The 17,022-nt window shown below is 68.5% G+C and carries 14 protein-coding genes; 6 read left to right on the plus strand and 8 right to left on the minus strand.

Annotated features, from left to right (window positions below; all coding sequences use genetic code 11):
• Positions 1-11: 11 nt before the first annotated feature.
• Complete coding sequence (gene egtA, locus ON37_RS21520; RefSeq protein WP_040721779.1) at positions 12-1,298, minus strand: ergothioneine biosynthesis glutamate--cysteine ligase EgtA; 1,287 nt, start codon at positions 1,296-1,298, stop codon at positions 12-14.
• Positions 1,299-1,634: 336 nt separating this feature from the next.
• Between egtA and ON37_RS21525 the strand changes: the two genes are divergently transcribed.
• Both ON37_RS21525 and ON37_RS21530 read left to right on the plus strand, forming a co-directional pair.
• On the plus strand, positions 1,635-2,834 hold the full coding sequence (locus ON37_RS21525) for an aminotransferase class V-fold PLP-dependent enzyme (RefSeq protein ID WP_040721781.1): 1,200 nt from the start codon (positions 1,635-1,637) through the stop codon (positions 2,832-2,834).
• Between the two features lie 190 nt (positions 2,835-3,024).
• Positions 3,025-4,671, plus strand: a complete 1,647-nt coding sequence (locus ON37_RS21530; protein ID WP_040721782.1) for a fatty acyl-AMP ligase — start codon at positions 3,025-3,027, stop codon at positions 4,669-4,671.
• Positions 4,672-4,681: 10 nt separating this feature from the next.
• On the opposite strand, the gene ON37_RS21535 is transcribed toward ON37_RS21530, so the two are convergent.
• From ON37_RS21535 to ON37_RS21550, 4 genes are all read right to left on the minus strand, one after another.
• Positions 4,682-5,767, minus strand: coding sequence for an ADP-ribosylglycohydrolase family protein (locus ON37_RS21535; protein WP_040721847.1), 1,086 nt, complete (start codon positions 5,765-5,767; stop codon positions 4,682-4,684).
• A 103-nt stretch (positions 5,768-5,870) separates the two neighbouring features.
• A complete protein-coding gene (gene pth, locus ON37_RS21540) occupies positions 5,871-6,449 on the minus strand; it encodes an aminoacyl-tRNA hydrolase (RefSeq protein ID WP_040721784.1) in 579 nt (192 codons plus the stop codon).
• Between the two features lie 23 nt (positions 6,450-6,472).
• A complete protein-coding gene (locus ON37_RS21545) occupies positions 6,473-7,081 on the minus strand; it encodes a 50S ribosomal protein L25/general stress protein Ctc (RefSeq protein ID WP_040721786.1) in 609 nt (202 codons plus the stop codon).
• 280 nt (positions 7,082-7,361) lie between these two features.
• Entirely contained in the window at positions 7,362-8,024 is a 663-nt protein-coding gene (locus ON37_RS21550; RefSeq protein WP_040721788.1) for a lysophospholipid acyltransferase family protein, read from the minus strand.
• Positions 8,025-8,146: 122 nt separating this feature from the next.
• Between ON37_RS21550 and ON37_RS21555 the strand changes: the two genes are divergently transcribed.
• Positions 8,147-8,701, plus strand: a complete 555-nt coding sequence (locus ON37_RS21555; RefSeq protein ID WP_040721790.1) for a TetR/AcrR family transcriptional regulator — start codon at positions 8,147-8,149, stop codon at positions 8,699-8,701.
• Positions 8,702-8,871: 170 nt separating this feature from the next.
• Entirely contained in the window at positions 8,872-10,491 is a 1,620-nt protein-coding gene (locus tag ON37_RS21560) for a peptide chain release factor 3 (RefSeq protein ID WP_040721792.1), read from the plus strand.
• A 49-nt stretch (positions 10,492-10,540) separates the two neighbouring features.
• Here the strand turns inward: ON37_RS21560 and ON37_RS21565 are convergent, their stop codons facing one another.
• Together ON37_RS21565 and ON37_RS33695 are read right to left on the minus strand one after the other, a co-directional pair.
• Positions 10,541-11,101 (minus strand): nuclear transport factor 2 family protein, encoded by a 561-nt coding sequence (locus ON37_RS21565; RefSeq protein WP_051031878.1) that lies wholly within the window; start codon positions 11,099-11,101, stop codon positions 10,541-10,543.
• An 89-nt stretch (positions 11,102-11,190) separates the two neighbouring features.
• On the minus strand, positions 11,191-12,063 hold the full coding sequence (locus tag ON37_RS33695; RefSeq protein ID WP_040721794.1) for a DUF4393 domain-containing protein: 873 nt from the start codon (positions 12,061-12,063) through the stop codon (positions 11,191-11,193).
• A gap of 529 nt (positions 12,064-12,592) precedes the next feature.
• Here ON37_RS33695 and ON37_RS21575 point away from each other — a divergent pair.
• Positions 12,593-13,915 (plus strand): DUF445 domain-containing protein, encoded by a 1,323-nt coding sequence (locus tag ON37_RS21575; RefSeq protein WP_051031879.1) that lies wholly within the window; start codon positions 12,593-12,595, stop codon positions 13,913-13,915.
• Entirely contained in the window at positions 13,912-14,853 is a 942-nt protein-coding gene (locus ON37_RS21580) for an Abi-alpha family protein (RefSeq protein WP_245553309.1), read from the plus strand. The genes ON37_RS21575 and ON37_RS21580 overlap by 4 nt, the downstream gene beginning before the upstream one ends.
• A gap of 134 nt (positions 14,854-14,987) precedes the next feature.
• Here ON37_RS21580 and ON37_RS21585 read toward each other — a convergent pair whose 3' ends face one another.
• Positions 14,988-16,790 (minus strand): ABC-F family ATP-binding cassette domain-containing protein, encoded by a 1,803-nt coding sequence (locus ON37_RS21585; protein ID WP_040721796.1) that lies wholly within the window; start codon positions 16,788-16,790, stop codon positions 14,988-14,990.
• Positions 16,791-17,022 lie beyond the last annotated feature (232 nt).

A 17,022-nucleotide genomic window follows, 5' to 3' on the forward strand; every position in this document is an offset into this window, starting at 1 on the left:
GACGGCACCGTTCATTCCGTCGCCTCCTCCGGTAGGCAGCGGGCGACCGATCCGTCCGGAATGCGGCCGCTGCGACACCGCCGCGCCGCGGCGCCGATTCGGTCGGCCGCCTCGGCGCCGCGGGCGTGTTCGGCGGCCAGCGTCAACAACTCGACGGCGACCGTGCGGATCTGCGGGTCGGCCAGGCCACAGCGGGCGGCCATCGCCCATTCGTCGGCGACCGGGTCGGCCGTTCGGGTCGCCTCCGCCACCACCGCCGGCGAGGACATCAACGCGTCCAGGACATGGATCGGCACCGCCCACTGATCGCCGGGTTGCGCGTCCAGATATCGCACCTCGAGGTGCCCGGCGGCGCGCACGGGCGGAAAGATCGTCGTCAGGTGGTAATCGAGATCCGCGATCTCCGGAGGGCGACCGATCTCGTCGTCGAGGGCGCCACACAGCCAATCCGAGAAACTTGCCCCCGGCGGCGCGGACCAATCCTCCCCCGCCGCGCCGCGCCGCACGCACAGCAGCGGCACCTCGAGCGCCCAGCGCCCATATTCGGTGACCGGATCGGCCCAACTGCGCACCGGTGGCCGCGTACGGGTGTGATCGAGGCGCAACCAGGTCCGCATCCGTTGCGACGCCCACGCACCGACCGGCGCTCCGTACAGGACCGGCGAACAGGCGAAGGCCGCGACCAGTGCCGGGCCCACCGCGTACAGCGCCTTCCAGCGGGCCGCGATCTCGGCCCGGTCGGCGCCGGCGTCCACGCTGACCTGGGTGGCAGCGGTATTGCACATCATCAGCTTGCCGTAGGGGCCGACGCCGGCGAAGGACCGCTCCATCGCCCGGTAACGCGGCAGCCGCAGCACGCGGCGGGCCTGACGATCGGCATCGGCCGCGGCGGAGATCATCCGGATGGACCGGGTGCCGAGCAGGCCGGACAGAAAATGGGAATCCTCGAGCAACCGCGCGCACAATTGCGCGGCATCGGCGAACGGGGCGCTGGACAGTTCGATCTGACCGCCGGGTTCGATGGTGATCCGGCTTCCCCCCGGAAGCACTTTGGCGGGAGAATCGGGCGAAATGGACTGGGGTGCATAGGGTCCCAACGCGTCCGCGAAGAGCGACAGCTTCGGACGCGAACTCGGCGCCGACGACCCACCGTGCGCGGTGAGCCACTCCAATTCGGCACCGATCAAGGCAGGCGGCCCCTGCTTGAAACAGACACCTCCCACATACGCCTCCGCGGCGGCGCGTGACGACAGGCCTGCCCCCGTCTCGGCCGGTGCCCGATCCACCGTTACCGCCATGCCACCCTCCGACATGCCACCCTCCGATCAGCCTCCCGGGCACGTACCCGGCCGGCCCAGCTCCTCACCACCACCGGCTGTGTGGGTTACAACACCGAAGTCCGCCCCGATTCTTCCGCCGACTCGACCCAGGGTAACCGCGGCCACCGACAAAATTTCCGACGAAATGATGAACATCCCGGTCACGGGCGTACCGGCGGCACCGCGGGCGCCCGCGGTCCGGGGCCGGGTCGGGCGGCTCCCGGTCCCGCGCGTCCGGAGCTGTTCGCCCCGCCCGACGGCACGGCGGGCAGCCGATTCGGCGAGCGCGGCCGACGATGACATAACGTCGATGGGGTGCTCGATATCGATCGCCTGCGCGCGGACATTCCCGCCTACGCCGACGCCGACGGACCACCGCCGGTCTTTCTCGACAGTGCCGGATCCTCGTTACCGCCCCGGGTGGTGATCGACACCGCCGTCGCGCATCTGCGGCGCGAGGCCGAGGTCGGTGGCTATCGCGCGGCCGCGGAACGACTCGACGACCTGGCCGCGGTCAAAACCGCCATCGCGACCCTGATCAATGCCGACCCCTCGGCAATCGCCCTCAGCGACAGCGCCTCTCGTTCCTGGGCCGACTTCTTCTATTCGATCCCGTTACGACCCGGCGATCGGATCCTGATCTCCGGTTCGGACTACGCGAGCAATGCGATCGCGGCCCTGCAGCGAGCCCGCGCCACCGGCGCCGTCGTCGAGAGCATTCCCAGCGACGACACCGGCCGGATCGATCTCGCGGCGCTCGACGCGATGCTCGACGAGCGAGTGCGGATCGTCTCGCTGCTGCACACGCCGACCAACGGCGGCCTGGTCAACCCGGCGGCCGAAGCCACCCGCATCGCCCACCGGGTCGGCGCCCTGGTGCTGCTGGACGCCTGTCAGTCGGTCGGCCAGATCCGCATCGACGTCGCCGAACTCGGTGTCGACGCACTGTCTGCCACCGGCCGGAAATGGCTACGCGGCCCGCGCGGCACCGGCTTCCTGTACGTGCGCCCGGAGCTGTGCGCCGAACTCGAACCGGGCCGCCTCGACCTGCACAGCGCGACGTGGACCGGGCCCGCCGACTACCGGCTCGCCCCCGACGCCACCCGATTCGAATTCTGGGAGTGCGATGTGGCGGCCCGGCTGGGGCTCGGTGCGGCCGTCCGCTATCTGCTCGACCAGGGGCCGGACGAGGTCTTCGCCGCCGTTGCCGCCAATGCCGCCTATCTGCGCCGGCACCTGTCCGCTGTTCCCGGCGTCACCGTGCGCGATCTCGGCACCGAACAGTGCGGCATCGTGTCCTTCACCGTCGACGGCGTCGAACCGGTCGAGGTGCGTGATCGACTGCGCGCAGCCGACATCACGGTGACGGTCAGCCATCGGAGTTCGACACTGCTGGATATGTCGGCGCGGCAACTGGATTCCGTGGTGCGCGCCTCACCGCACTGCTTCGTGACCACCGACGAGCTCGATCGCTTCCTCGACGCCGTCGACCGCGTTCGTCGAGCGGCCGACTAGTCTCGTCGGGGGTTCGCCGCCGCGACCGTCGCAGTCGACGGTCGCCGCGCGGGCGAACCGGGGTTCGACTTCCACCGTGTTATCCGCAGTGACGCAATTCGTATCGACCACGCCGGGCTAACACCACACCGGCGTACCGAGATAGTGCAGAGGGTCCGACCGCCGGTCGGGTGGAGACGGGAGTTCGAGGGTGAGCCGGTTCACCGAGGAAATGTTCGCGACCGCACGTAGTTCCCGGCGGGGGCTGGTCACCGGGGAGCCGGATGCGCCCCTGCGGCGCGGCTGGGACGAGATCCATCGGATCGCGCGACGGATGGCGGGCGGACTGGCCGCAGCCGGTATCGGGCACGGCGACGCGGTCGGGGTGCTGGCCGGACTGCCGGCCGATATCGCCCCGGTATGCCAGGCGATCTGGATGCGCGGGGCCTCGATCACGATGCTGCATCAGCCGACCCCGCGCACCGATCTGCAACTGTGGGCGCGCGATACCGAAACCGTGCTGCAGATGATCGACGCCCGGGCGGTGGTACTCGGCGCCCCGTTCGAAGTGGCGGCTCCGCTGCTGGCCGAACGGGGTATCACCGTCGTGCTGGTGGACGACGCCGCCGCCGGACCGGACACCGATCCGCTGCCCACCGCGGAATCCGATATCGCCCTGCAGCAGTTGACGTCCGGCTCGACCGGATCACCGAAGGCGGTGCGGATCACCCACGACAACTTCTACGTCAACGCCTACGCCATGTTCGATCGGGTGAAGTTCCAGCTGGATCAGGACGTGATGGTCAGCTGGCTGCCGTTGTTCCACGATATGGGGATGGTCGGATTCCTCAGCGTGCCCATGCAATTCGGCGCCGAGGTGGTCTGCGTGACGCCGATGGATTTTCTCCGGCGGCCGGTGCTGTGGGCCGAGCTGATCTCGAAGTACCGCGGAACCGTCACCGCCGCACCCAACTTCGCCTATTCGCTGCTGGCCCGGCGCCTCGCCCGCGCCGACGACGACGCCGTGGATCTGAGCAGCGTGCGATACATGTGGAACGGCGCCGAACCCGTCGACCCGGACACCATGGAGGCGCTCGCCCGCGCCGGTAAGCGGTTCGGTCTCAGTCCCTCCGCGCTGACACCGGTGTACGGAATGGCCGAAACCACCCTGGCGGTGTCCATTCCGGATCCGGGCGCGGGCCAGGTGATCGACACCGTGGACGCCGATCTCCTGGAAGCGCTCGGTAAAGCGGTGCCGGTGACCGATCCGGCCGCCCATCACGGCGCCGTGCGGCGGCTCCCGCTACTGGGCCGGCCGGTCGACAATCTGACCGTGCGCGTGGTCGACGACGAACGCCGACCGCTGCCGACCCGGTCCGTAGGGGTCCTCGAGGTGCGCGGGCGGGCGGTCTCGTCCGGGTACGTCACGGTCGACGGGTTCCGGCCCGCGCAGGACGCCGAGGGATGGCTCGACACCGGCGATATCGGCTACCTGACCGAGGACGGGTCGGTGGTGGTCTGCGGGCGGATCAAGGACGTGATCATCATGGGCGGGCGCAACATCTTTCCCACCGATATCGAGCGGGCCGCCCTACGGGTCGCCGGCGTGCGCCCCGGCAACGCGGTCGCCGTCCGGCTCGACGCCGGGCAGAAGCGGGAAAGTTTCGCGGTTGTGGTGGAGAGCAACGACTTCGCCGATCCCGAGGCCGTGCGCCGGATCGAACACGACGTGGTGCACGAGGTGTTCTCCGCGGTCGGGGCCCGGCCACGCAGTGTCACCGTCTTGGGGCCGGGCGCGCTGCCCAAGACCTCGTCCGGGAAGTTGCGCCGGTCCGCGACCGCGGTCCATCTGAGCTGAGCGCCGGCGGTCAGTCGGCGTCGGCGTCGATCGGATAGCGATCGCCGAGCGGCGCGCGATCGCCGTACACGAACGCCGCCACCAGATCGTCGGCAACCTGGGCCAGGTCGTCGCGACCCTCGACCGCCGCGCACCAGTCCAGAGGCAGGGCGTCGAGACCGTGCCGAGCGCCGAGCAGATTGCCCGTCACCGCGCCGGTGGAGTCGGAATCACCGGAGTGGTTGACCGACAACAGGAATGCACGACGCACATCGCCGGTCCGCTCGGCATCCAGCGCGCAGTACACCGCGATGGCCAGGCACTCCTCGGCGACCCAGCCGGCACCGACCTGTTCGACTCCCTCGGGGGTGGCCGGCCCGGCGTCGGCGGCGGTGACCGCTGTGCGCAGGGCGGCGGCGGTCTCGGCGCCACCGGCCACCGCCGCGACCTGGACGATGGTCTCGTCCACGGCGGTTCGCAGGTCCGCCCCGTTCACCACGCGGTGGACGAGGGCGGCGAAGGCGCCTGCGGCCAGATAGCCGGTGGGATGACCGTGCGTCAACTGGGCACAGCGCGCCGATACCTCGAATGCCTGCTCGGGGCCGGCCGCGGCGAGACCGAACGGCGCCGAGCGCATCACCGTGCCACAGCCCTTCGAGTCCGAATTCACCTCGCCCGGAAGGCCGAACGGGTGCGGCGACAGGTAGCTCTGCTCCTGGCGGGTCAGCCCGCGCATACAGGCGTTACCGGGTGCGCGCACCGCATACAGATACGGCAGACTCGCGAGCCAACCGTCGGGTTGCCCGGCCGGTCCCGGTTCCCGCTGGGTCCGCAACCAGCGCAGGTAGGCCCGTCGCAGCACCGGCACCGGATCGGCGCCCACCGCGCAACGCAGCAGGCCCTCGGCGGTGAACAGCGTCATCTGGGTGTCGTCGGTGATCTGCCGAGGCGCGGAATCGGCTGCGGCCGTGGCGAAATCGGTGAGACCGTCGGGCCCGAAACGGTCCCGGATCTGCTCCAGCTTCAGGAATTCGATCGGCCAGCCCAGTGCGTCCCCGACCGCCCCGCCCAGCAGCGTGCCCCGGTAACGGTCGAAGATCTTCGTGTAATCCTGCACACCGGGCATCATCGCAAACGGACGCCTCGGTGCAATCGTTTCCGCCCGATCGTTGCGATGTGCTCGCCGAGCTCGGTTCAGCGATCGGTTCCGGGCAAGGGGCTCAATGCAATTGGTTCTGCGCGGTTTCCAAACCCACCCGCAGCAGCAGCTCGACCGCATCGGCGGCCTGTTCGACGAGAACCGGAACCTCTTTGCGTTCGGCCGCCGAGAAGGGCTTGAGCACGAAGTCGGCCGGATCCTGCCGACCGGGCGGACGCCCCACACCGAAGCGCACCCGCAGATAATCCTTGGTGGACAACGCATTCGAGATCGAACGCAGTCCGTTGTGGCCGCCCTCGCCGCCGCCGCGTTTGAGCCGCACGGTGCCGAAGGGCAGATCCAGTTCGTCGTGGACGACGATGATCTCGGTGGCCGGCACCGAGAAGAACCGCGCCAGCGCGGCGACCGGACGCCCGGAGACGTTCATATAGCTGCGCGGCTTGGCCAGCAGCACCTTCCGGCCGTCGAGCCGAGCTTCGACCAGGTCGGCGCCCGACTTCTTGTGCACGGTGAACCGGCCGCCGATGCGCTCGGCGAGCACATCGGCGACCAGGAAACCGGCATTGTGCCTGGTGCGCTCGTATTCGGCGCCGGGATTACCCAGCCCGACGACGAGCGCCGGCACGGTCGATTCCGTCATCGGAAAACGGTTGGGGGACCGACTTATTCGGCGCTCTCGCCCTCGCCCTCGGCCTCGCCTTCACCCTCGCCCTCGATGGCCTCGGCGGCCGGCGCGACGATGATGTTGACGATCAGGGTCTCCGGGTCGCCGGACAGTGCGGCGCCCTTCGGCAGCTCGATCTGACCGGCGGTGATCTGCGTACCGGCCTCCGCGCCCTCGATCGAGACCTCGATGGACTCGGGCACGTTCAGCGCGTCGACCTCGATGGAGACGGTGGTGGCCTCCTGGGTGACCAGGGTGCCCGGACCCGCATCGCCGGCCAGCGCGACCGGCACGTCCACGACGACCTTCTCGCCGCGCTTGACGATCAGCAGGTCGGCGTGCTCGATGTAGCGGCGGATCGGGTGCACGACCACGGACTTGGTCATGGCCAGCTGCTTCTTGCCGTCGATCTCCAGGTCCACGACGGCGTTGGTGCCGTGCTCGCGCAGGATCGCGGCGAAGGCCTGGGCGTTGACCGACAGATGCTTCGGCGCCTCGCCGTGGCCGTACAGCACGGCGGGAACGTTGCCGGCGCGACGGGTGCGGCGCGCGGCGCCCTTGCCGAATTCGGTGCGGGTCGTGGCTTCGAGGACGCTGACGTCGGACATGACTGGAATACTCTCCTACGGCTTTCCGGGGCGGACGGTGTGCGGGCCAGGTACCGTCCGGAATGCGGACCGCCCTGGCGAAAGGGTCTGCTCGTCGGGCGACGACCGCACGACAACGACCGGAAGCCGAGCCGCGTCGATCACGGTGTGCACTGGGTGCGACACCCTCGCCGAGACAACCTGAGAACAATAGCATGTAGCGGAAAACGCTTCCGCACAGCACCCCGATGCGGTAATGAGCCGCGACACCACCCGGCGGGGCGCGCGGCCCCGCACCCGGTCAGGCGGATTCGGACCGGAAGTGCGCGGCGTAGCAGTCCACGTAGCGACGACCCGAACGCATCGCCAATTCCACCATCAGATCGTCGGTCGCAGCCCGGACCGCGGCACGGTCGACCGGACCGAAGGTGCGTGGCGCACCGAAGACGATCCGCACCTTGCCGAAGCGCAGCAGCCGGTGCCCGCGCCGGTTGACCCGGTCGGTGCCGCTCAACGCGACCGGCACGACCGGCGCTCCGGTCTGCATCGCCACCCGGATCACGCCGGTCCGGCCCCGGTAGACCCGGCCGTCCGGCGACCGGGTCCCCTCCGGGTGGATTCCCCACACCCCACCGGACTCGAGAATGCGCACGGCCGCGGCCAGCGCATCCGCCGACGCCGAACCGCCGGAACGATCGACCCGAACCTGCCCGGTCGCGGTCATCACCCACCGATGCAGCCGCCCGCGCCATCCCGGCTCGTCGAAGTACTGACTCTTGGCGAGGAAGGTGATGCGGCGGGGCAGCACGAGCGCGAGATACAGCGAGTCGATCGCGGCCAGGTGATTCGCCGCGATGATGACCGGCCCGTCCTTCGGAACATGCTGCAACCCTTCGACTTTCGGCCGTCCCAGAATCCGCAGGAACGGACCGATCAGGACGAACTTCAAAAGCCAATACCACATGGGCACCCTCCACGACCGCTTGTAGACATTGTCTACGCCAGTTTAGTAGACACTGTCTACACCCGCGGCCGACGGCGGCTGCCCGCAGCCGACGCCGACCTCGACACGCGACAATGACCCGCATGGATGTCGACGAACCACTGCGGGAGCGGCTGGTGAGCGCGGGAGTGGGGCTGCTGGAGGAGGTGGGCGCCGCCCAACTCGGACTGCGGGCGATCGCGCGGGCGGCGGGCGTGTCGCACGGAGCGCCGCGACGCTACTTCCCCACGCACAATGCGCTGCTCGCCGCCGTCGCGGTGCGCGGCTTCGCCGATCTGAGCGCCCGATTCGCGCGGCACGACGACGAGAGCCCGCGGATCCGCATCGACCACATGGCCGGTGCCTACATCGACTTCGCGGCCGCGCGGCCGGAGATGTTCACCCTGATGTTCCGCCACGACCTGCTCCAGGGCTCCGGAGAGAATCTGCGCCGCAAGACGATTCCGCTCTACCGGGCGTGGACGGACCTGGTCGCGAGCTGCGTGTCCGACCGCGCGGACGAGCGCGCCTTCGGCCTGTGGACCAATCTGCACGGCATCGCCACGCTCGTGGCCAACCGCAGCGTCGAACTGATCGCACCGGGGATCGATCTGGACCGGCTGGTACTGCGGACCGTCGCGCGACATCTGTCCGACTGAACCCGATCGCGGAGGACGCCGCCTCGCGTCGGGGTGCGGCGACCCGGCCGCGCGGTAACACCCGCTCTGACCGGCAGCTTTCCTCCGGCCGCAGTCCTCCCGATGCCGGGCCGAGCCGCTGGCTCCCGTATTCTGATGCTTTGCCCTGTCCCGCGAAGAGGAGCCGATCGGTGAATTCCCCCGCAGCCAGCACGACCACATCCGGGCGGGTGGCGCAGGAGGCGGAACGGCGGCGCACCTTCGCGGTCATCTCCCATCCCGACGCCGGTAAATCGACGCTCACCGAGGCGCTCGCGCTGCACGCCAAGATGATCTCCGAGGCCGGCGCCATCCACGGCAAGTCGGGCCGCAAGTCGACCGTTTCGGACTGGATGGAGATGGAGAAGGCACGCGGTATCTCGGTCAGCTCGACCGCGCTGCAGTTCGAATACGGCGAGTGTGTGATCAACCTGGTCGACACCCCCGGTCACTCCGACTTCTCCGAGGACACCTACCGGGTACTGACCGCCGTCGACGCGGCCGTCATGTTGATCGACGCGGCCAAAGGCCTGGAACCGCAGACGCTCAAGTTGTTCCAGGTGTGCCGGCATCGCGGCATTCCGGTGATCACCGTGATCAACAAGTGGGACCGGCCGGGCCGCGCCCCACTCGAACTGCTCGACGAGATCAACGAGCGAATCGGGCTGACCCCGACGCCGCTGTTCCTGCCGGTGGGTATCGCGGGCGACTTCCGCGGGCTGCTGCGGCGCGGGCCCGACGGCGTCGCCACCGAATACATCCACTTCACCCGGACCGCGGGCGGCGCGACCATCGCGCCGGAGGAATCGTTCACCCCCGAACAGGCCGCCGCTCGCGAGGGCGAGCCGTGGGAGACCGCGGCCGAGGAGAGCGAACTGCTGTCGGCCACCGGGCAGGACCACGACCAGGAGTTGTTCCTGGCCGGCCAGACCTCCCCCGTCATCTATGCCTCCGCGATGCTGAACTTCGGTGTCCGGCAACTCCTCGACACCCTGGTAGCCCTGGCACCGTCACCGGGCCCGCGCACCGACATCACCGGCACTCCGCGGGAACCCTCGGACCCGTTCAGCGCGGTGGTCTTCAAGGTGCAGGCGGGAATGGACGCCGCGCACCGCGACCGGCTGGCCTTCATGCGCATCGTCTCCGGAGAGTTCGAGCGCGGCATGGTCGTCACGCATGCGCAGACCGGTCGCCCGTTCGCGACCAAATACGCGCTCACGGTGTTCGGCCGGGAACGCGCGACCGTCGACACCGCCTATCCCGGTGACGTGGTCGGCCTGGTGAACGCGACCGCGCTCGCGCCCGGACACACCCTGTTCGTGGACAAGAAGGTGGAGTTCCCGCCGATCCCGTCGTTCGCCCCGGAACATTTCGCCACCCTGCGCGCCCGTAGCGCCGGCAAGTACAAGCAGTTCCGCAAGGCGATCGATCAGCTCGACTCCGAGGGTGTGGTGCAGGTGCTGCGCAACGACGTGCGCGGCGACGCCTCCCCCGTTCTGGCCGCAGTCGGCCCGATGCAGTTCGAGGTGGTCACCGCCCGCATGCAGGCCGAGTTCAACGTCGAAACGCAGCTGGACTTCCTGCCCTACCAGCTGGCCCGCCGCACCGACGCCGCCTCGGCGCCGGAGCTGGACCGCCAGCGCGGAGTCGAGGTCTTCACCCGCACCGACGGGGCGATCCTGGCCCTGTTCAGCGATAAGTGGCGGCTGCAGTACATCCAGAAGGAAATGGCCGACCTGACGCTGGAACCGCTCGTCGCCACCGCGGACTGACGGGGACGACCGAAGGCGGCAGCGGAGCGGGACGACCGCAGCCGAGCACCTACCCGATCGCCTGCTCGTCCGGTTCTTCCTCCACGCCGCCGGGCGTGTCCTCGATTCGGGACACCACCCCCGGAATGTCCGGCGCGGTGCCGGGCTCGCCGGTGATCACACCCCACCGGCTGGCGGTCAGCCGCAGGCTCGGCAGGTCCGACAGCGACAGCACCACCTCGTAGGTTCGCTCGTAGCCGGTGTGCGCGATCCGCCAATGCCCGTCGTCGCAGCGCACGTACCGGTCGTTGTAGAACGCCGCTCCGCGCAGCAGCATGTTGTGACCGGGGATGAGGACGGTGTCGGCGAGGTACCAGGTGCCGGTCGCCGCGTCGCCGTCGATATCGATCTCGGGGTGGTCGCACCGATGCTCGGTGATCACGTGCGGGCCGAGCGTATTGCGCATGAACGCCAGGAAGGCGTCACGCGATTCGAACTGCAGATATTCGCTGTAGGTCGCCGTCGCCTCCGGGATCATCGTGTCGGCGAAGTCTTCCCACGATTTGGTATCGAGTGCTCGCAAGTACCGGAACTTCAGCCGGCTGATCGCGGAGACGGCATCGGAGTCCATACCTCAACAATCCCACCGGATCCGGCGAATCTGCGCAGATCCGGAAATCTGTATCGGATCGCTATACAGCGTTCACCGGCGGCGGTGGGTCAGGACCCGTTGATGGTGAAGCAGGTCTTGCAGAAATCCTCGCCGAACTCGGTGAGCCGCAGGCTCTTCCGCACGATCTTCGGTACCCGCCCGGCCTGTTTGAGCGCCGATTCCACGATCGGCTGGACCTCGAGCACCATGTAACGGCTCAGTACCACCGGGTCGTCGGAGGTGGTCAGCAAACCCAGCCGATTCAGATTGATCAGATACAGCCGCGACCGGTCCGGATAGCGCACGCCGGCCTGCTCGGGCACCGACGTCAGATCGCCCGCGACCAGTTCCGAGCCGATCCCCAGCGGACGATTGGTGCGCACGTCGACCGTGGGCTGCGGACCGTTGATGGCCATGAACCGCAGAATCCGGGCCTCGTCGGAGGACAGCTGGTCGAGAATGCGGTCGTAGGCCGGGTGCACCTCCTCGGTGAAGTACACATCAGCCGAGCGGGCGAGCAGATTGTCACCGCGACGGCGCAGGTCGGCGAGGGTGGACGAGCGGACCAGTCCGCCGGTTGCGGGCCCGGCCGCATGTCCGTTGGTGGGGACGTAGCTGACGATTTCCCGTACCGAGCCCTCGGTCACGCCGAGGACGCTGCGGGCGACGGACTGCAGTGCGGCGCCGGTGCGTTCGGCGATCTCGGTGGACGATTCGCCGTCCAGGGCGGCCTGCGCGATCTGCTTGGTGACCTCGAGTCCGGTGCCGACCGCCCACTGCCCGCCGCGAACCGCCGTCCCGGCGGCCAGACCCGCCGCGCGGAAGACGCCGCGGATCATGCGGGCTTCGTTGCTGATCTGCCGCTTCTCCACGTCCGAGCTGCGTTCCACAGCTCGGGAACCGGGTCGGACCACATCCTGTCCGGTCCTGTCGTCTGCCACGTCCTTCTCCGAATATCGCCAGGTGAACGAATCCGCTCACATATTCCTACCGCACCCCGAGGCCACCGGCTCATGTTCGGCGGTCCTCGGCCATGAGCACCGACACCCGCACAGCGATCGCGGCATGAATGTGGTTCCGGTCATTCTTGCGGCTGCCGCTGTCCGGTGCGACATTCCGATCGCCCGATGTGATCGAAGTCTCCGCTGAATACGCTACCGTGTAGCAGCTTCCAACCCGAATCCCATGGCGACTTCCGGGCCGTCGCTCCGGTCGTATTGCATTGGCGACCTCCGCGGCGGCCTCCGGGGTTACGCGCGCTGCCTCCTCCGGCCGCGTCGCTCCGGTCGTATTGCCTGCGACCTCCGCGGCGGCCTCCGGGGTTACGCGCGCTGCCTCCTCCGGCCGCGTCGCTCCGGTCGCAATTGGACCCGTTTCCGGAATTCACAGTAAGGTTCGCCTGGCCGACGGGGTACGTTGAAGTGCCGGTGTGACGGCGGTCACTCGGTAAGGGGTCGGCAGGAGGGTGTCGTGCTGGATAGTTTGCTGGGTTTTCACCCGACGATATTGCTGGAACTGATCACGATCCCTCTGTTCACGGGCGTCATCGGCTACATCACCAACTGGACCGGCATCCTGATGCTGTTCAAGCCGCTTCGCTTTCACGGCTTTCGGGTGCCCGGTTTGAAATGGCTCTTTCCATACCTCCCCAAGCGCATTCAGGTGCTGCCGCTGTTGCAGTACGACGGCCGGATGGGCTGGCAGGGAATCGTGCCGTCGCGCGCCGACAAGATGGCCTCGATCGCGGTCGACAAAGGCCTGTCGAAACTCGGCAGTGTGGCCGACTTCTATCGCGAACTCGAGCCCGACGAACTGGCCGCCCACCTCACCGATATGGCCCAGTCGCAGATTCGGGAGATCGTCGAAGAGATCGCCCGCCGCGAACATCCCCAGCTCTGGTACAACCTGCCCGTCCAGGTCCGGGAGTTGGTACACGAACGGGTCCGGGAACAGCTGCCGGATATTCTCCGGGAACTGACCGACGAACTCGGGTCGAACATCGAACAACTGCTCGATGTCAAACAGATGGTGATCCGGTATTTCCAGTCGCGGCCGCAACTGCTCAACACGGTATTTCAGGTGCTCGGCGCCAAGGAACTGCGGTTCATGCAGAACTTCGGCTTCTATTTCGGCGCGCCGATGGGTCTGGTGCTGGTCGGGGTGTTGCATCTGACCCACTGGTCGCCGTTGGTGGTGCTGCCGATCGGTGGGGTGATCATCGGCTGGGTGGTCAACTGGATCGGGCTCAACATGATCTTCGAGCCCGCCTATCCCAAGTGGTGGTGCCCGTGGCGGCAGGGTTTGCTGATCAAGCGGCAACCCGAAATCACCGAGGGCTATGCCGAATTGGTCGCCACCCAGATCATCACCGTCGCCAATGTCGGTGACGAACTGCTCAACGGCCCGCGCTCGGATCGCACCATGCAGGTACTCGAGGACACCCTGCGCCCGGCGACCGACCGCGCCCTGGGCCCGATGCGCGGGGCGCTGAAATTCATGATCGGCAGCCGTGACTACGCCACGCTGCAGACGCGCTTCACCGACGAGGCCAAATCGCTGGCTCCGGCGGCCTTCGCCGATCCGGGCTTCAACGCCCAGCAGAGCCGACAGGTCAGCCAGTACATCGCCAAGCAGATGGCGGCGCTGAAACCGCCGGACTTCGTCGACATGTTGCGCGCGGCGATCAAACAGGACGAGTGGCTTTTGTTCGTTCATGGCGGTGTGCTGGGCCTCATCGCCGGTTACGCTCATCTTCTGATCTTCGGAACGGAAGTGGCGAACGTATGGCTGTGAGCGGACCCGACTCCGCCCCCGAATCCGGTGGTGGCGCCGAGTTTTCGATCGAGTACGACGAGGCGGTGACGGAAACCGGCGCGGACGCGGCGGGCGATGCGGGTTCGGCCGAGATCGAGACGGTCCACCCGGATCCGCGGCCGTCCACCGATCTGGTGGCGCGCCGATCGGCGGAGCTGATGGTGGCCGAGGACGCCCGGCCCGGCTGGGCCGGACCCGTGCGCACCACGACCGGCGTGGTGTGGGTGGCGCTGTCGGCGGTCACCGAGGCCGCCTCCTGGGGCCTCGGCACCGCGGTCGGAGTGACCGCCACCGTGGTGCGCGGCAGTATGGCCGGACAACCGCCCCGGCAGGTGCTGTCGCAGGCCGGTGAACAGGTCCGCGATTCGGTGCGGCGCGCCTTGGGCGTCGACAGCGCGGCCTCCGGGGCGGCCGCCACCGCGGCCCCCAGCCTGCGCGACCGTGGCGCCGAACTGTTGCGCCGCTCCGCCGATGTGCACTCCGCCGACACCGACCACCCGGCGTTCACCCGCATCCTGTCCGAGTTGGCCCCCGACGAGGCCCGGATCCTGCGGTTCCTGTATCTCGACGGCCCACAGCCGGCACTGGACATTCGCACCGGCCGCCCGTTGAGTTCGGGCACCCAGCGGATCGAGGTCGGCATGTCGCTGATCGGCGAGACCGCGGCGCTGCGCTTCGCCGACCGCGCGATCACGTATCTGACCAATCTGCGCCGCCTCGGCCTGATCACGGTCGACGGCGACCAGCTCGACAATCCGACGCGCTATCAGCTGCTGGAATCGCAGCCCGAGGTGCGCCGATTGCTCAAGCGCGGATTCGGCACCAAGGTCGCCTACCGCAGTATCGCGCTGACCTCGTTCGGCACCGATTTCACCACCGCATGCCTGCCGGTGCCGCCGCGGGGCCACGCCCTCTGACCCGTCCGTGCGCACTCATCGGCCCGGATCCGCCGGACGCGGACGGCCGGGCTCTCCGACGGATACGACGTCCGGGACTCAGTGCGCTGTAATGAGCCGGAGGCCCGGGTCGCCGCGACCGTCGTGAACCGGCCTTACCCGACCTCCTCGGCAAGTTCGAGCCAGCGCATTTCGGTCGATTCCTTCTCGGCCTGAACTTGTTTCAGCTCTGCGCCGAGACCGACCAATTTCTCGGGGTCCGTGGCCGCTTCCGCGAGGGCGGCGTGCAGCCGCTCCTCACGCTCGGTGAGTTTCTCCAGGGTTCGCTCCAAGCGGCCGAATTCCTTGCGCGCGGCCCGATAGGCAGCGGAATCGGTTGCGGAAGCGGATGTTTCGGCTCGAGCGGGCGATCCGGACGGGCGGCGCGCGGTGTCGGCGAGGGCGGCCCGGCGGCGTAGATATTCCTCGATACCGCCTGGCAGGTTGGTGAGTTTGCCGTCGCCGAACAGTGCCCAGGTGGAATCGCTGATCCGCTCGATCAGATATCGGTCGTGGCTGATCACGACCAGGGTGCCCGGCCAGCCGTCGAGCAGATCCTCCAGCTGCTGCAGGGTGTCGATGTCGAGATCGTTGGTGGGCTCGTCGAGGAGCAGCACGTTCGGCTCACCCATCAGGATCCGGGTCAGCTGCAGCCGGCGGCGCTCACCACCGGAGAGGTCCCCGACCGGCGTGCGCTGCTTGGCCGGACTGAACCCCAGTCGCTCGGCGAGCTGTCCGGCACTGATCTCCTTGTCGCCGAGCATGGTTCGCTCCGCGACGTCGGCAACCGCCTCCAGGACACGCATATTCGTGGGCAGATCGTCGAGTTCCTGACGCAACCAGCCGATCCGTACGGTCTGCCCCTGGATCCGCCTACCGGCAACAGGTTCCACGTCACCGGCCAGCGCCCGCAACAGCGTCGTCTTACCGGATCCGTTCACGCCGACCAGGCCGACCCGCTCCCCCGGCGCCAGCCGCCAGGTCAGATCGCGAACCAGTTCCCGCCCGTCGGGTGTCGTGAGGGTGGCATCCTCGAGTTCGATCACCACCCGCCCCAAGCGTTTCCGCGCGAACGAAGCGAGCTGCACGGTGTCACGCGGCGGCGGGACGTCGGCGATCAGCGCTTCGGCCGCCTCGACCCGATAGCGCGGTTTCGAGGTGCGGGCCTGCGGACCCCGCCGCAGCCAGGCCAATTCCTTGCGGGCCAGATTGCGGCGCCGCGCCTCGGTGGCGTCGGCCTGCCGCGCCCGTTCGGCGCGGGCGAAGATCCAGTCGTTGTAGCCGCCCTCGTAACTTTCGACCTTGCCACCCACCACCTCCCAGGTGCGGGTGGCGACGGTGTCGAGGAACCAGCGGTCGTGGGTCACCACCACGAGCGCGCTGCGCCGGGCGAGCAGATGTTCGGCCAGCCATTGCACACCCTCGACATCGAGGTGGTTGGTCGGTTCGTCGAGGACCAGCAGATCCAGTTCGCGCACCAGCGCCGCGGCCAGCGCGACCCGGCGCCGCTCACCACCGGACAGATTCGCGACCGCCGCGTCCATGCCCAGATCGGCGATCCCGATACCGTCGAGCACGCTGCGAATACGCGGGTTGGCGGCCCACTCGTGTTCGGCCACGCCGTCGGTGCGGGCGTCCTCGGCCAAACCGGCCAGCACCACCTCACCGACCGTCGCCCCTTCCGGCAGCACACCGCGCTGCGTCACCACCGCCATCCGCAGGCCGTTGATCCGGCTCACCCGCCCACTGTCCGGTTCCTCGAGCCCGGTGAGCACCTCGAGCAGCGTGGTCTTACCGCCGCCGTTGAGACCGACGACCCCGATCCGCTCACCCTCCTGCACGCCGAGGGACACGTTGTCCAGCAGCGGGGTGATTCCGAAGCTCTTGTGGACCTGCTCCAGATTGATCAGATTCGCCAAGGGGTCTGTCCTCTCCGAGTACGGCGGGGCCTACGGACGTGCCACGAGCTCGGCGGAGATCCGGCCGCGTCGCGCGCGCCGGCTGCCCTCCCGCAGCGGCGGGACCACGCCCGTCGGCTTCACCAGTGCAGATTACGGCACGAGAGGGATATGCCTGCTGTAGCCGGTGCCCGGTGAACCGGAAGTCGGTCGCGGATAGCATCGTCTTCACGGTCGGACGCCGCTCACGCTG

Origin of the sequence: Nocardia veterana NBRC 100344, assembly GCF_000308855.1 — a bacterium.
GTDB lineage: Bacteria > Actinomycetota > Actinomycetes > Mycobacteriales > Mycobacteriaceae > Nocardia > Nocardia veterana.

Excerpts from the sequence above, each read along its gene's own strand:
- egtA (WP_040721779.1), bottom strand. The coding sequence starts at position 1,298 with ATGGCGGTAACGGTGGATCGGGCACCGGCCGAGACGGGGGCAGGCCTG.
- pth (WP_040721784.1), bottom strand. The coding sequence starts at position 6,449 with ATGACGGAATCGACCGTGCCGGCGCTCGTCGTCGGGCTGGGTAATCCC.
- ON37_RS21545 (WP_040721786.1), bottom strand. The coding sequence starts at position 7,081 with ATGTCCGACGTCAGCGTCCTCGAAGCCACGACCCGCACCGAATTCGGC.
- ON37_RS21550 (WP_040721788.1), bottom strand. The coding sequence starts at position 8,024 with ATGTGGTATTGGCTTTTGAAGTTCGTCCTGATCGGTCCGTTCCTGCGG.
- ON37_RS21555 (WP_040721790.1), top strand. The coding sequence starts at position 8,147 with ATGGATGTCGACGAACCACTGCGGGAGCGGCTGGTGAGCGCGGGAGTG.
- ON37_RS21565 (WP_051031878.1), bottom strand. The coding sequence starts at position 11,101 with ATGGACTCCGATGCCGTCTCCGCGATCAGCCGGCTGAAGTTCCGGTAC.